Below are 14,579 nucleotides of genomic sequence, written 5' to 3'. Positions count from 1 at the left end.
GGGGCGTTCGTCGTTCACGAGCGGCTAGTTGGACGACGCCTTGTCCTCGTCCGGCAGCGGGGTGCCGGTGGGCGACTCGTCCGTCGGCACGTCCTGGCGCTCGCGTTCCAGGCCCCGGCGCACGGACGTCAGCAGCATCTGCGCCACGTCCACGACCTCGACGTGCGAGCCCGCCGTGCCCTCGTTCTGCCTGGCCGTCACGCCGTCGGTCAACATCACCCGGCAGAACGGGCAGCCCGTCGCGATCTTGGACGGCGCGGTGCCCAGCGCCTCGTCCACCCGGTCCAGGTTGATCCGCTTGCCGATCCGCTCCTCCATCCACATGCGCGCGCCGCCGGCGCCGCAGCACATGGAGCGCTCCTCGTGGCGCGGCATCTCGCGCAGCGTCGCGCCCGACGCGCCGACCAGCTCGCGCGGCGCCTCGTAGACCTTGTTGTGCCGGCCCAGGTAGCACGGGTCGTGGTAGGTGACGTCCTCCGCGACCTCGGCCACCGGCACCAGCCGCCGCTCGCGCACCAGCCGGTTGAGCAGCTGGGTGTGGTGCACGACCTCGAACTGGCCGCCGACCTGCGGGTACTCGTTGGCCAGGGTGTTGAAGCAGTGCGCGCACGTCACGACGATCTTGCGCTGACCGGGCTCGCGGCCGTCGAACACGGTGTTGAGCACCTCGACGTTCTGCTGCGCGAGCATCTGGAACAGGAACTCGTTGCCCGCGCGCCGCGCCGGGTCGCCGGTGCAGCTCTCCTCCGGGCCGAGCACGGTGTACTTGACGCCCGCGGTGTGCAGCAGCTCGGCCACCGCCCGCGTGGTCTTCTTCGCCCGGTCCTCGAACGCGCCCGCGCAGCCGACCCAGAACAGGTACTCGGCGTCGCCCAGCTCGCCGTCGAACACCGGCACCTCGAAGTCCAGGCCCTCGGTCCAGCTCAGGCGGTCCTTGGCGTTCTGGCCCCAGGGGTTGCCCTTGTTCTCCAGGTTCTTGAACATGCCGCCCAGCTCGGACGGGAAGTTCGACTCGATCAGCACCTGGTAGCGGCGCATGTCGACGATGTGGTCGACGTGCTCGATGTCCACCGGGCACTGCTCGACGCACGCGCCGCAGGTGGTGCAGGACCACAGCACCTCGGGGTCGATCACGCCCAGCTCGTCCGCGCCGCCGACCAGCGGGCGCTCGGACTCGGCCAGCGCCAGCACGTCGATGGACTCCAGCCGCTTCTTGTAGTCCTCGTACTTGTCCTTGGTCAGGCCGACCTCGTCGCCCGCCATGTCGCGCGAGCCGCCCGCCAGCAGGTACGGGGCCTTGGCGAACGCGTGGTCGCGGAGCTGGGTGATGACGAGCTTCGGCGACAGCGGCTTGCCGGTGTTCCACGCCGGGCACTGGGACTGGCAGCGGCCGCACTCGGTGCAGGTGCTGAAGTCCAGCCACCCCTTCCAGGTGAAGTCCTCGACCTTGCCGACGCCGAACACGTCCTTGTCCGGGTCGGCCTCCTCCAGGTCGAGGACCTTGCCGCCGCTCATCATCGGCTTCAACGCGCCGAGCGCGACGCCGCCGTCGTCCTCGCGCTTGAAGTAGATGTTGAAGAACGCGCTGAACCGGTGCCAGGCGACGCCCATGGTGAGGTTCTTCGACACCACGATCAGCCACACCATGCCGGACAGCAGCTTGGTGATCGCCATGATCGAGACCCAGTCGGGGCTCGCGGGCAGGATGTCGGACAGCGGCGCGGTGACGAACGACGACCACAGCGGCGGGTCCTCCAGGCCGGACGCCTGCTTGAACGCCTTCACGCCGAGGATGCCGAGGCCCTCGATGATCACGACCGCCTCGACGAAGTACGCGGCCTTGAAGTCGGAGCCCGCGAACCGCGACACGCGGTCGGCGCGGCGCGGGTGGTTGAGCTGGCGGATGACGGCCAGGGCCACGCCGCCGGCCACGGTGCCGATGCCGAGCAGCTCGACCAGCAGCGACCACAGCGACCAGGTGCCGATCACCGGCCAGTGGAAGCCGGGGTCGAACACCTCGCCGTAGGCCTCGAACAGCACCGCGGAGCCGATGAGGAAGCCCCACATCACCATCCAGTGCCAGGGCGCGACCTTGCGGAACTTGGCCATGCGGGTGTGCGCGACGAACTCCACGACCAGCGTGCGCAGGCGGGGCCAGAACGGTCCCGTGCGCGTCGGGTCCGGCTGGCCGAGCCGGATGATCCTGATCATCCGCAGGACACCCGCGACGAACAGACCCCAGGCGAACACGCTGACGGCGACGCCGATGGCGCCGAGGGTGAGCTGGAGGGCTCCCATTGTGGTGGCGGCCTTTCTCGTCCGTTCTCCTGGCTGGGCAGCCTACGCCCGATTACTGGCCGGTAACCACTTGGACGTGGTCGATCGCATAGGGCCCGTAGACTAGTGGAACACCCGTTCAACTTGTCGGAGGTCGGACCGTGCTCGTGTACCTCGCGCTGGCCGTGGCGATCGTGGGCGAGGTCACCGCGACCGTGTTCCTCAAGCTCTCCGAGGGGTTCAGCAGGCCGATCCCGTCCGCGGTGGTCGTCGTGGGGTACGTGGTCGCGTTCGGCGCGCTGGCGAAGGTGCTCCAGCTCGGCATGCCGATCGGCGTGGCCTACGCGATCTGGTGCGCCTTCGGGATCGCGGCGGTCGCGGGCATCGGGGTGGTCCTGTTCAAGGAGCCGCTGAACGCCACGATGGTGGTCGGGCTGCTGCTCGTGATCGCGGGCGTGGTGGCCATCGAGGTCGGCAGCGGTGCCGCCGCCTGACGGCCGCCGGGCCCGCGGCGACCGGCGCCGGCGGGCGATCCTGGAGGCGACGCTGCGGGTCGTGGCGCGCGACGGCGTGGCCGGCGTGAGCCACCGGTCCGTGGCCCGGGAGGCGGGCGTGCCCACGACGTCCACCACCTACTACTACGCGACGCTGGACGACCTGCTGATCGCCACGCTCACGTGGTCGGCCGAGCAGATGGCGGCGAGCTTCCGCGAGGTGCCCCTGACGCCCCCGGCGGTGGCGCGGTTCGTCGCGGAGGCCGCCGGCCCGCACCGCGACCGGACCCTCGCGGAGTACGAGCTGTACCTGCTGGCGGCGCGCCGCCCGGAGCTGCGCCCGGCGGCCCGCCGGTGGATCTCGCTCATGACCGGGGTCGCCGGCCCGCGCGACCCGGTGGCGCTGCGCGCGGTCCTCGCGGGGCTCGACGGGCTGCTGATCCAGGCGTTGATCGCGGATTTCCCCCCAATGGCGGAGGAATTGGAGCCCGTCGTGTCCCTTCTGATGCTTGGCGGATGACCTTCGCGCGGGACACTGGTGGCATGAGGTTCGCCGGTCGTGAGTCGTGGCAGGTGTCACACGGGACGAGTCAGACGGTCAACACCGCGCTGTTCGTCCGGGACACGCTCGCGCTCTCGGTCGAGACCGTGCCCGAGCTGCCCGGGCTCGACCCGTCCGTGCCGGTCGTGGTCCCGCCGGGGATCGACCGCGCGGGCGCGGCCGAGGAGTGGCTCGGCTGGTGGGCCGACGTGCTCGACCACGCCCGGGCCGAGCTGCCCGGCAGCGCGCCGGACGACCCGGCCGGCCCGTCGTTGCAGATCAGACCCGCGTTGCGGGCGGCCGTGCTGGCGCTGGGCGAGGCGGCGGCCGAGTACGACCACCGGTACGTGACGTCCCGGGGCGCGTTGCCGATCGGCGAGGTGGTGCGCGGCGTCGAGGGCAGGCTCGGCCGGTACGCGCGGCCGTTCCGGCTGGTGATCACCGAGGTGCCGGTGCAGGGCATGGTGTGGGAGCGGATGACCGAGACGCACGTGATCGCCTCGCAGCGCTTCCTGGTCGACCCGGCCCGGTCCGCGCCCGCGCTGCGGGCCGTGGTGGAGTCGCTGGCCTGACCGCCGGGGGTAGGGCCAACCCCCGTACCGGGTCGGGGGTCTCCCCGGTGGGCCGGCCGGGTCGCCGCGCCTAGCTTGGGGGTCGACAACACGACGCCTGAGGGGGCAGCGGTGGTTAAGCGGATCGCGGTGGGTGCGGGGGTGGCGGTGGCCGCGGTGCTCGTGCTGACGTCGTGCGTGCGGCTCGTGCAGAACGGCTTCGACGACCGGCACTCGCTGTCCGACCGGGTGACCGAGGTCCGGGTCCAGAACGGCTCCGGCAACGTGACCGTGCGCGGCGGCGACAGCGGGGCGGGGACCGACATCCGCCGGCGCGTCGAGTACCCGAAGGGCCGGGACAAGCCCGAGGGCGTCTCGTACCGCCTGGAGGGCACCACCCTCGTCCTGGACGGCTGCGGCAGCCGGTGCTCGGTGGACTACGACGTCACCCTGCCCTCCGCGGACGTCCGGATCACCGGCGAGAACTCCTCCGGCGACGTCCACCTGGAGCGCGTGGCGAGCGTGGACCTGCACGTCGGCTCCGGCAACGCGACGTTCCGCGACGTGGCGGGTTCGGTGCGCGTCGACAACAGCTCGGGCGACCTGGACGTCGTGGCCGTGGGCGGCGACTTCACCGGCCGGGTCGGCTCCGGCAACACCAGGCTGTCCGGGATGCGCGGCGCGGTCACCGTCGAGAGCAGCTCCGGCGACGTGGACCTCGCCACCGACGCGGTGAAGTCCGTGCGCGCCGACGCGGGCAGCGGCAACCTGACCGTCGTCGTGCCGCCGGGCTCCTACCGCGTCGACGCGGCCACCGGCAGCGGGGAGACGGCCGTCTCCGTCGCCGACGACCCGAACGGCGCGGCCGAGCTGTACCTGCGCTCCGGCAGCGGCGACGTCACGGTCCGCGCCGCCGCCTAGGCGCCCACCCCGTCGGCCCCGGTCGGCGACGCCTCCGCGTCGCCCGGCCGGGGCCTTCGAGTGTCCTGGATCACCACCCGGCGGGAACACCGGACGGCCTCCCGCCGTTGGACAGGCAGGAAGGTTGAGCCGGGCGGGCTCAAGTCCGCCGCTCCCGGCTAAACTTGAGCCGGTACCGCTCAACGCGGGGCTCTCACAGACGCACTACCAGGAGGAATCCAATGGCGCGAGCGGTCGGCATCGACCTGGGGACGACCAACTCCGTCGTCGCGGTTCTCGAGGGTGGCGAGCCGACGGTGATCGCCAACTCCGAGGGGTCGCGCACCACCCCGTCCATCGTGGCCTTCGCCAAGAACGGCGAGGTCCTCACCGGTCAGCCCGCCAAGAACCAGGCGGTGACCAACGTCGACCGGACGATCCGGTCCGTCAAGCGCCACATCGGCACGGACTGGAAGACGCCGGACATCGACGGCAAGCAGTACACGCCGCAGGAGATCAGCGCGCGCGTGCTCATGAAGCTCAAGCGCGACGCCGAGGCGTACCTGGGCGAGGAGATCACGGACGCGGTCATCACCGTGCCCGCCTACTTCGAGGACGCCCAGCGCCAGGCCACCAAGGAGGCCGGCCAGATCGCGGGCCTCAACGTGCTGCGCATCGTCAACGAGCCCACCTCCGCCGCCCTGGCCTACGGCCTCGACAAGGGCGACAAGGAGCAGACCATCCTGGTCTTCGACCTCGGTGGCGGCACGTTCGACGTCTCGCTGCTGGAGCTGGCCGAGGGCGTGGTCGAGGTCAAGGCGACCTCCGGCGACAACCACCTCGGCGGCGACGACTGGGACCAGCGGATCGTGGACTGGCTGGTCGAGCGGTTCAAGCAGAGCAACGGCATCGACCTGACCAAGGACAAGATGGCGTTGCAGCGCATCCGCGAGGCGGCGGAGAAGGCCAAGATCGAGCTGTCCAGCTCGAACACCGCCTCCATCAACCTGCCCTACATCACCGTGGACGCGGACAAGAACCCGCTGTTCATGGACGAGACGCTGTCCCGCGCCGAGTTCCAGCGCATCACCAACGACCTGCTGGAGCGCACCCGCGCCCCGTTCAACAACGTGATCAAGGACGCCGGCATCAGCGTCGGCGACATCGACCACGTGGTGCTCGTCGGCGGTTCCACCCGCATGCCCGCGGTGGCCGAGCTGGTCAAGGAGCTGACCGGCGGCCGCGAGCCGAACAAGGGCGTGAACCCGGACGAGGTCGTCGCGGTCGGCGCCGCCCTGCAGGCCGGCGTGCTGAAGGGCGAGGTCAAGGACGTCCTGCTGCTCGACGTCACCCCGCTGTCCCTGGGCATCGAGACCAAGGGCGGCGTGATGACCAAGCTCATCGAGCGCAACACGACGATCCCGACCAAGCGCTCGGAGATCTTCACCACCGCCGACGACAACCAGCCGTCCGTGCAGATCCAGGTCTTCCAGGGCGAGCGCGAGTTCGCCCGGGACAACAAGAAGCTCGGCATGTTCGAGCTGACCGGCCTGCCGCCCGCGCCGCGCGGCGTCCCGCAGATCGAGGTCACCTTCGACATCGACGCGAACGGCATCGTGCACGTGTCCGCGAAGGACATGGGCACGGGCAAGGAGCAGCGGATGACGATCACCGGCGGCTCCGCGCTGCCGAAGGACGACATCGAGCGCATGATCAAGGACGCCGAGGCGCACGCCGAGGAGGACAAGCGCCGCCGCGACGAGGCCGAGGTCCGCAACCAGGCCGAGACGCTGGTCTACCAGACGGAGAAGGTCCTCAAGGAGAACGAGGACAAGATCCCGGCCGACGTCAAGGAGAAGGTCACCGCGGCCATCGCCGAGACCACCGAGGCGCTCAAGGGCGAGGACATCGCCAAGGTCCGCGCCGCCGTGGAGAAGCTCGCCACGGAGTCCCAGGCCATCGGCCAGTCCCTGTACGCCAACACCGCACCCGCGGGCGACGCCGCGGGCGCCACCGGCGGCACGACCGCCGGCGACGCGCCCAAGGCCGACGACGTGGTGGACGCGGAGATCGTGGACGAGGACGAGAAGAAGTGACCCAGCCCGAGGAACAGCCCCACGTGGTGGTGCGCGACCGCAGGCGCATCGACCCGGAGACGGGCGAGGTGCGGACTCCCCCGGCCGACGAGGAGGCGCAGGCCAAGGCCGACGCCGACCCGACCGCGGAGACCGCGGCGAGCCCGGAAGCCGGTGCGGAGAGCGAGGGCGGCGGCAAGCACGCCGCCCCCGACGAGCCGGAGGAAGCCCACGTCGTCGACCCGTCCGTCGAGCTGAAGGCCCAGCTCGACGAGCGGACCGCCGACCTGCAGCGCCTCACCGCCGAGTACGCCAACTACCGCAAGCGCGTCGAGCGCGACCGGGAACTGGTGATCACCACGGCCAAGGCGCAGGTCGCGGGCGAGCTGCTGGGCGTGCTCGACGACCTGGAGCGGGCCGGCGCGCACGGCGACCTCACCGGCGCGTTCAAGGCGGTGGCCGACAAGCTGGTCAACGCCCTGCACGGCACCGGCCTCGAGCCGTTCGGGCACGAGGGCGAGGAGTTCGACCCGTCCGTCCACGAGGCCGTGCAGCACAGCACCTCGCCGGACGTCAGCGGGCCGACCGTCACCGCCGTGCTCCGCCGCGGCTACCGGTTCGGCGAGCGCGTGCTGCGGCCCGCGCTGGTCGCGGTGACCGACCACGAGCCGGCCGCCGAGCAGCCCGCCGAGGACACCACCGAGAAGCCGGCCGAAGAGCAGCAGGACTGAGGAAGGGGGCGGCGTCCGTTGAGCGCTCGCGACTGGATCGAGAAGGACTTCTACCGCGAGCTGGGCGTCTCCTCCGACGCCTCGGCCGACGACATCAAGAAGGCGTACCGGAAGTTGGCGCGGGAACTGCACCCCGACGCCAACCCCGGTGACGCCCAGGCCGAGGCGCGGTTCAAGGCGGTGTCCGAGGCGTACGGCGTCCTGTCGGACTCCGCCAAGCGCAAGCAGTACGACGAGGCCCGCCGCCTCTTCGCGGGAGGCGGCGGGTTCCCCGGCGGCTTCGGCGGGGGCGGCGGGTTCGACGTCGGCGACCTGTTCGGCCGCCAGGGCGCGCAGGCGGGCGGCATGGGCGGGCTCGGCGACCTGCTCGGTGGCCTGTTCAACCGCCGGGCCGGCACGTCCGCGTCGGCCACCAGGCCGCGCCGCGGCGAGGACGTCGAGACCGACGTCCGGATCGACTTCACCGAGGCCGTCAAGGGCGCGACCGTGCCCATGCGGCTGTCCAGCCCGGCGACCTGCGGCACGTGCGCGGGCTCGGGCGCGCGTCCCGGCACGTCGCCGCGCACCTGCCCGAACTGCGGCGGCGCCGGCCTGGTGACCCGCAGCCAGGGCGCGTTCGCGTTCTCCGAGCCGTGCGCGGACTGCCGCGGCACCGGCCGGATCGTGGACGACCCGTGCCCGGAGTGCGGCGGCGACGGCGTCAGCACCAAGACCAGGACCCTCACCATCCGCATCCCCGCCGGTGTGGACGACGGCCAGCGGATCAGGCTGGCCGGGCAGGGCGAGCCGGGCCGCAACAACGGGCCCGCGGGCGACCTGTTCGTGCGCGTGCACGTCAACCCGCACCCGATCTTCGGCCGGTCGGGCAACGACCTGACCGTGACCGTCCCCGTGACCTTCCCCGAGCTGGCCCTGGGCACGACGTTGACCGTGCCCACGCTCGAGGGCAAGGTGACCCTGAAGGTGCCCGCCGGCACGGCGAGCGGCCGCGTGCTGCGGGCCAAGGGCAAGGGCATCGCCCGGCGTGACGGCCAGGTCGGCGACCTGCTGATCACGCTGAACGTGGCGGTGCCGAACAACATGGACGCCGCAGCCCGGGAGGCGTTGGAGAACTACGCGTCGGTGACGGCGAAGCACGACCCGCGCGCGGAGCTCAACGCCCTGTTGGAGAAGAGGTCGGTGTGAGCTTCCCGTTCCCGCCCGGCACGGACGAGGACACCCCTTTCTTCGTCATCTCCGTGGCCGCCCAGCTGTCCGGCCTGCACGCCCAGACGCTGCGGGCCTACGACCGGCTCGGTCTGGTGTCGCCCGGTCGCACGTCCGGCGGCGGGCGGCGGTACTCGATGCGCGACATCGTGCTCCTGCGCGAGGTGCAGCGCCTCTCGCAGGAGGAGGGCGTGAACCTGGCCGGGATCAAGCGGATCATCGAGCTGGAGAACGAGGTCGGCGCGCTGCGCGCCAAGGTGCAGGAGCTGACCGAGCAACTGGCCTCCGCCATGGCCGCCGCCGAGCACGCCGCCGCGTCGGTGCACGCCTCGTACCGCCGTGACCTGGTGCCGGTTCGCCACGAGACCGCCCTGGTCGTCTGGAAACCGAACTCCAAGCGCTGACCCCGACGCCCCGCGCCCACGGCCCGGGGCGTCACTCTTTGGGGTGATCATCGGCCCGAAGTGTACGGAAACACTGTTACCGCACCTCGGTTAGCCATGAGGAACCCCGCGACGCCGACCCCCTCGCCACACCGGACGCCGCGGACCCCGCGTTCGCGCACTGCACCACTGCCGACGGGTCTGGCCGGGCCGTTCGTGCGGCACCTCGCCGCGCCGGTCCTCGCGGCACTGTGCCCGCCCGAACCGCGCCGACCGAGCCCGCTCGAACTGTGCCTGCCCGGACCGCGTCGCCTGATCACGCCACGCCACGCCACGCGACACGCCGGCCGATACGCGCCCGTCGAACCCTCGCCGCCCGCCCGAGCGCCGCTGGATCGCGGTCATCGCCGAACCCCGGCCCTGACCTGCGCCTCCGGGCGCGGGATCGCGCCGTGGGGACGCGTCACCCGGGGGTGAACGTGAAGAGTTTCGTGAAGAGGGTCAGTCCAGCGTGAACGGGTCGTACTTGATCCGGTCCAGGGGGGTGCCGGCGACGAGCATCCGGGACACGGTCGCCCGGATCATGGACGGCGAGCCGCACACCAGCACGTCCCGGTCCTCCCACGCCCCGTAGCGGGTGACCACGTCGGCCAGGGTGCCGCGTTCGACGCCCCGCGCGCCCGGGTCCGACTCCAGCACCGGCACGACGGTCAGCCACGGGTTCGTCATGGCGAACCGCTGGAGGTTGTCCAGGTCGTACAGGTCCTCGCGGGTCCGCCCGCCCATGAACAGGTGCACGCGCGGGTTCTCGCCCCACTGCGCCATCTCGTCGATGATCGCGTGCATCGGCGCGACCCCGGTCCCGCCGGCGACCATCAGCACGTCCCGCCCGGACGTCCGGTCGACCGTGAGCCGCCCCATCGGCGGCCCCAGCCGCCAGACGTCACCCCGCTGGGTGTGGCCGACGACCGACCGGCTGACCCACCCGCCCTCGACCGAGCGGATGTGGAACTCGATGATCCCGTCCTCGCGCGGCGCGTTCGCGGGCGAGTAGTAGCGCCACAGCCGAGGGCGCTGCGGCGTCTCGACGCTCAGGTACTGCCCGGCCCGGTACCCCACCGGGTGATCCGGCTGGAGCCGCACGACGGCGAGGTCCCAGCTCACCCGCTGGTGGTCCAGCACGGTGGCGTGCCAGTACGCCGGCCCGTCGTCGGCCGCCGCCGCCTCCTGCATCGCGCGGGCCATGATGGTGTACGCCTCGGCCCACGCCATCTCGACCTTCGGCGTCCACGCGGGCCCGGCGTACTTCTTCACGGCCGCCAGGAGCGCCGTGCCGACGGACTCGTAGTGCGCGTTCACCACCCCGAACTTCCGGTGGTCGCGCCCGAGCTGCCGCAGGAACGGGATGAGGTCGTCCGGTCTGTCCACCATCTGCACGACGTGGACCAGCGCGCGCAGCAGGCGGCTGCGCTGGACCTCCATGTTCACCGGGAACATCTCCCGGGTCGCCGGCGCGAGGCTGAAGAGCATGCCGTAGAAGAACTTGGCGACCTCTTCGGCGCGCGGCTCCACCACCGCGAAGCTCTCCCGGATCATCCGCACCATTGCGGTGACACCGGGAGGGGGTTCGCGGTGTGGTGGGCTGGGGATGGGGCTCAACACGGCGTTCGCAGTCATGGTCCGGGCGCAGTCTCCACGTTTCTGGCGGCGCCATCAAGGGCGCTACGTCCTCGTCAAGCTTCCATCCCCGACGAGGGGACACTAACCCGCCAACTGGCCGGTCGACTCCTTGATGCCACCTTCGAGTGCAGTGCGGACACGGAACGTCACGCACCGCTCCGGCGAACGAGTGGACATTCCCTTCCACGTATACCGAAATCGGCGCTTGCGGCCCACCGCCGGGAGCACACCCAGCCGGGAGGTGTGGGCGGGATGACACGGGACGGCCCGGCGTCCGCGGTGGCGGCATCCGCCCCGGTGGCATATTCACTCCAGTGGCGGCTGCCGGACCGCACGCGTGCGGTGGACCGCAGCCGCCTGTGGATTCCCACCTGCGGATTGTGGACAACTCCACACCCCGTGTGGACAACCCGCTGCGACATGTGGGTGACCGACCCGGGTCCTACCGGGAACGCTCGGCTGCGCTGCGTTCAACGCAGAACTCGTTGCCCTCCGGGTCGGTCAGCACGACCCAGCCCGTGCCGTCCGGGCGGCGCATGTCGGACTCGAGCGACGCGCCCAGCGCGAGCAGCCGCTCCACCTCGGCGTCACGCGTGGTGTCCGGCTGGAGGTCGAGGTGCACCCGGTTCTTGATCGTCTTCGGCTCCGGCACCTGGATGAACAGCAGCCCCGGGCCCTCGGGGAGCGGGATCAGCACTTCGGGGTCGCCCGGGGCGTCTTCGTCGGAGAGGGGCCGGCCGGTCACGCCGCTCCAGAAGCGGGCCAGCTCGTAGGCGTCGCGGCAGTCGATGGTGATGTGGCGCACGAGTGAGGTCATGCGGAGATCGTCGCGATCGGCCGGTCACGCCGCACGCGAGTTTCGCGGGGTGGTCCACGCCACACCCCCGGCGTCGGGTTGAGCGGAACAGGCTCAACTTTTCTGACGTTGTGCACTGTGACGGCTGGTGCGGTACGCCGGCAGCGTGCGCACGAACACCCGACCGAGGTGAGGAATGGACGCTTTCAACCCGACCACCAAGACGCAACAGGCCGTGTCCGCCGCCGTGCAGGCGGCGACCATCGCGGGCAACCCCGACGTCGGCCCGGTCCACCTCCTCGGCGCGCTCCTGGCCCAGGGCGACGGCCTGACCGCCCCCCTGCTCTCCGCCGTCGGCGCGGACCCGAAGCAGGTGCACAAGGAGCTGGAGCAGCTGACCAGGGCGCTGCCCGCGGCCAGCGGGTCGTCCGTGTCGGCCCCGCAGTTCTCCCGGGACGCGGTCCGCGTGCTCGGCAAGGCCCAGGAACTCGCCACCGAGATGGGTGACGAGTACGTGTCGACCGAGCACCTGCTGGTCGGCCTCGCCCAGCACGGCGGCCAGGTCGCCGACCTGCTCCGCCGGCACGGCGCGAACCCCGAAGCCCTCAAGGAGGCGTTCGGCAAGGTCCGCGGCTCCGCGCGGGTCACCAGCCCGGACCCGGAGGGCACCTACCAGGCGCTGGAGAAGTACGGCGTCGACCTGACCGAACGCGCGCGCAAGGGCGAACTCGACCCCGTCATCGGCCGCAACACCGAGATCCGCCGCGTGGTCCAGGTGCTGTCGCGCCGCACGAAGAACAACCCCGTCCTGATCGGCGAGCCCGGCGTGGGCAAGACCGCCATCGTGGAGGGCCTGGCCCAGCGGATCGTCGCCGGCGACGTGCCCGAGAGCCTGCGCGGCAAGAAGGTCGTCGCGCTCGACCTCGGCGCGATGGTCGCGGGCGCGAAGTACCGCGGCGAGTTCGAGGAGCGGCTGAAGGCCGTGCTCAAGGAGATCACCGACTCCGCGGGCCAGGTCATCACGTTCATCGACGAGCTGCACACGATCGTCGGCGCGGGCGCGGCGGGCGAGTCCGCCATGGACGCGGGCAACATGATCAAGCCGATGCTGGCCCGCGGCGAGCTGCGCATGGTCGGCGCGACCACGCTGGACGAGTACCGCGAGCGGGTCGAGAAGGACCCGGCCCTGGAGCGCCGCTTCCAGCAGGTCTTCGTCGGCGAGCCCTCGGTCGAGGACACGATCGGCATCCTGCGCGGCCTCAAGGACCGCTACGAGGTGCACCACGGCGTGCGCATCACCGACGCCGCCCTGGTCGCCGCCGCCACCCTCTCCGACCGGTACATCACGGCCCGCTTCCTCCCCGACAAGGCCATCGACCTGGTCGACGAGTCCGCGTCCCGGCTGCGCATGGAGATCGACTCGCGCCCGGTCGAGATCGACGAGGTCGAACGCGCCGTGCGCCGGCTGGAGATCGAGGAGATGGCGCTGGCCAAGGAGTCGGACCCGGCCTCGGTGGAACGGCTCGCCGCGCTGCGCGCCGAGCTGGCCGAGCAGCGGGAAGACCTGGCCGGGCTGACCGCGCGCTGGCAGAACGAGAAGGGCTCGATCGAGAAGGTCCGCGACCTGAAGGAGCAGCTGGAGCAGCTGCGCGGCGAGTCCGAGCGGGCCGAGCGCGACGGCGACCTCGGTCGGGCCGCCGAGCTGCGGTACGGGCGGATCCCGGCGTTGGAGAAGGAGCTGGAGGAGGCGACCCGCACCACGCAGGACGCCGCCGTGATGCTGAAGGAGGAGGTCGGCCCGGACGACGTGGCCGACGTGGTCTCCGCGTGGACCGGCATCCCGGCCGGCCGGCTGCTGGAAGGCGAGACGGCGAAGCTGCTGCGCATGGAGGAGGAGCTGGCCAAGCGCGTGGTCGGGCAGGCCGAGGCCGTCCGGGTGGTGTCGGACGCGGTCCGGCGCACCCGCGCGGGCGTGGCGGACCCGGACCGGCCGACCGGCTCGTTCCTGTTCCTCGGCCCGACCGGCGTCGGCAAGACCGAGCTGGCCAAGGCGCTGGCGGAGTTCCTGTTCGACGACGAGCGGGCGATGATCCGGATCGACATGAGCGAGTACTCCGAGAAGCACTCGGTGGCCCGCCTGGTCGGCGCGCCCCCCGGGTACGTCGGCTACGACCAGGGCGGCCAGCTCACCGAGTCCGTCCGCCGCCGCCCGTACTCGGTCGTGCTGCTGGACGAGGTGGAGAAGGCCCACCCGGACGTGTTCGACGTGCTGCTCCAGGTGCTCGACGACGGCAGGCTCACCGACGGCCAGGGCCGCACGGTCGACTTCCGCAACACCATCCTGGTGCTGACGTCGAACCTCGGCTCGCACGTCATCGCGGACGCCACTTTGGACGAGCGGCAGCGCACGGACGCCGTCATGAACGTGGTGCGGGCGCACTTCAAGCCGGAGTTCCTCAACCGGCTGGACGACGTCGTCGTGTTCCACTCGCTGGCCACGGAGGAGCTGACCTCCATCGTGGACATCCAGGTGCAGCGGCTCGGCAAGCGGCTCGCGCAGCGGCGGCTGACCCTGGAGGTCACCCCGGCGGCGCGGGACTGGCTGGCGTTGAACGGCTTCGACCCGGTGTACGGCGCGCGGCCGCTGCGGCGGCTGGTGCAGTCGTCGATCGGCGACCAGCTGGCGAAGGAGCTGCTGGCGGGCGAGGTGCGCGACGGCGACACGGTGAAGGTCGAGGTGCTGGACGACCAGTCGGGCCTGATCGTCGGCCGGGCCTGACCGCGGCTTCCGGGCCGGGCGCGTGCTCCGCAGTGGGACGCGCTCTGCGCGGTGGGCACGGGCCCCCGGGTGGGCGTGGGTCGAGGTGGTCGGGCCGGGCGCGCCCAGCGGGTTCATCCCGCTCGTCCGGCTCGTTCACCCACCGGCTCACCGCACCGCGAGCCGC

12 protein-coding genes are annotated in these 14,579 nt (G+C 71.7%); 9 read left to right on the top strand and 3 right to left on the bottom strand.

Annotated features, from left to right (window positions below; genetic code table 11):
- Positions 1-24 precede the first annotated feature (24 nt).
- The gene (locus ACWEFJ_RS02170) at positions 25-2,298 is read right to left on the bottom strand and encodes a (Fe-S)-binding protein (RefSeq protein WP_449712624.1); all 2,274 of its coding nucleotides are present in this window, start codon (positions 2,296-2,298) and stop codon (positions 25-27) included.
- 140 nt (positions 2,299-2,438) lie between these two features.
- Between ACWEFJ_RS02170 and ACWEFJ_RS02165 the strand changes: the two genes are divergently transcribed.
- The 8 genes from ACWEFJ_RS02165 (at position 2,439) to ACWEFJ_RS02130 (ending at position 9,179) form a co-directional block, all read left to right on the top strand.
- Positions 2,439-2,771, top strand: a complete 333-nt coding sequence (locus ACWEFJ_RS02165; RefSeq protein WP_378083953.1) for a DMT family transporter — start codon at positions 2,439-2,441, stop codon at positions 2,769-2,771.
- Complete coding sequence (locus tag ACWEFJ_RS02160; protein ID WP_449712623.1) at positions 2,758-3,291, top strand: TetR/AcrR family transcriptional regulator; 534 nt, start codon at positions 2,758-2,760, stop codon at positions 3,289-3,291. The genes ACWEFJ_RS02165 and ACWEFJ_RS02160 overlap by 14 nt, the downstream gene beginning before the upstream one ends.
- A 23-nt stretch (positions 3,292-3,314) precedes the next feature.
- Positions 3,315-3,884: a hypothetical protein gene (locus ACWEFJ_RS02155; protein WP_378083958.1), complete on the top strand. Its 570-nt coding sequence runs from the start codon at positions 3,315-3,317 to the stop codon at positions 3,882-3,884.
- A 111-nt stretch (positions 3,885-3,995) separates the two neighbouring features.
- Positions 3,996-4,784: a DUF4097 family beta strand repeat-containing protein gene (locus ACWEFJ_RS02150; protein ID WP_378083959.1), complete on the top strand. Its 789-nt coding sequence runs from the start codon at positions 3,996-3,998 to the stop codon at positions 4,782-4,784.
- A gap of 221 nt (positions 4,785-5,005) precedes the next feature.
- On the top strand, positions 5,006-6,859 hold the full coding sequence (gene dnaK, locus ACWEFJ_RS02145) for a molecular chaperone DnaK (RefSeq protein WP_378083961.1): 1,854 nt from the start codon (positions 5,006-5,008) through the stop codon (positions 6,857-6,859).
- A complete protein-coding gene (gene grpE, locus ACWEFJ_RS02140) occupies positions 6,856-7,569 on the top strand; it encodes a nucleotide exchange factor GrpE (RefSeq protein ID WP_449712622.1) in 714 nt (237 codons plus the stop codon). The genes dnaK and grpE overlap by 4 nt, the downstream gene beginning before the upstream one ends.
- Positions 7,570-7,587: 18 nt before the next feature.
- Positions 7,588-8,754 (top strand): molecular chaperone DnaJ, encoded by a 1,167-nt coding sequence (dnaJ, locus tag ACWEFJ_RS02135; RefSeq protein WP_378083966.1) that lies wholly within the window; start codon positions 7,588-7,590, stop codon positions 8,752-8,754.
- Complete coding sequence (locus ACWEFJ_RS02130) at positions 8,751-9,179, top strand: heat shock protein transcriptional repressor HspR (RefSeq protein ID WP_073886222.1); 429 nt, start codon at positions 8,751-8,753, stop codon at positions 9,177-9,179. Before dnaJ ends, ACWEFJ_RS02130 begins: the two co-directional genes overlap by 4 nt.
- A 480-nt stretch (positions 9,180-9,659) precedes the next feature.
- On the opposite strand, the gene ACWEFJ_RS02125 is transcribed toward ACWEFJ_RS02130, so the two are convergent.
- Both ACWEFJ_RS02125 and ACWEFJ_RS02120 read right to left on the bottom strand, forming a co-directional pair.
- Positions 9,660-10,763 carry an FAD-binding oxidoreductase gene (locus ACWEFJ_RS02125; protein WP_378083967.1) on the bottom strand — a complete coding sequence of 368 codons (1,104 nt, stop codon included), beginning with the start codon at positions 10,761-10,763 and terminating at the stop codon, positions 9,660-9,662.
- A 517-nt stretch (positions 10,764-11,280) separates the two neighbouring features.
- Positions 11,281-11,655, bottom strand: a complete 375-nt coding sequence (locus ACWEFJ_RS02120) for a VOC family protein (protein ID WP_378083970.1) — start codon at positions 11,653-11,655, stop codon at positions 11,281-11,283.
- A gap of 175 nt (positions 11,656-11,830) precedes the next feature.
- Between ACWEFJ_RS02120 and clpB the strand changes: the two genes are divergently transcribed.
- Positions 11,831-14,413, top strand: a complete 2,583-nt coding sequence (clpB, locus tag ACWEFJ_RS02115) for an ATP-dependent chaperone ClpB (RefSeq protein WP_378083973.1) — start codon at positions 11,831-11,833, stop codon at positions 14,411-14,413.
- Positions 14,414-14,579 lie beyond the last annotated feature (166 nt).

This window comes from Actinosynnema sp. NPDC004786 (genome assembly GCF_053601135.1).
The sequence above is the reverse complement of the archived record's forward strand: the minus strand, read 5'-3'. Positions and strand labels throughout refer to the sequence as shown.

Excerpts from the sequence above, each read along its gene's own strand:
- ACWEFJ_RS02120 (WP_378083970.1), bottom strand. The coding sequence starts at position 11,655 with ATGACCTCACTCGTGCGCCACATCACCATCGACTGCCGCGACGCCTAC.
- ACWEFJ_RS02155 (WP_378083958.1), top strand. The coding sequence starts at position 3,315 with ATGAGGTTCGCCGGTCGTGAGTCGTGGCAGGTGTCACACGGGACGAGT.
- ACWEFJ_RS02125 (WP_378083967.1), bottom strand. The coding sequence starts at position 10,763 with ATGGTGCGGATGATCCGGGAGAGCTTCGCGGTGGTGGAGCCGCGCGCC.
- dnaK (WP_378083961.1), top strand. The coding sequence starts at position 5,006 with ATGGCGCGAGCGGTCGGCATCGACCTGGGGACGACCAACTCCGTCGTC.
- ACWEFJ_RS02170 (WP_449712624.1), bottom strand. The coding sequence starts at position 2,298 with ATGGGAGCCCTCCAGCTCACCCTCGGCGCCATCGGCGTCGCCGTCAGC.
- clpB (WP_378083973.1), top strand. The coding sequence starts at position 11,831 with ATGGACGCTTTCAACCCGACCACCAAGACGCAACAGGCCGTGTCCGCC.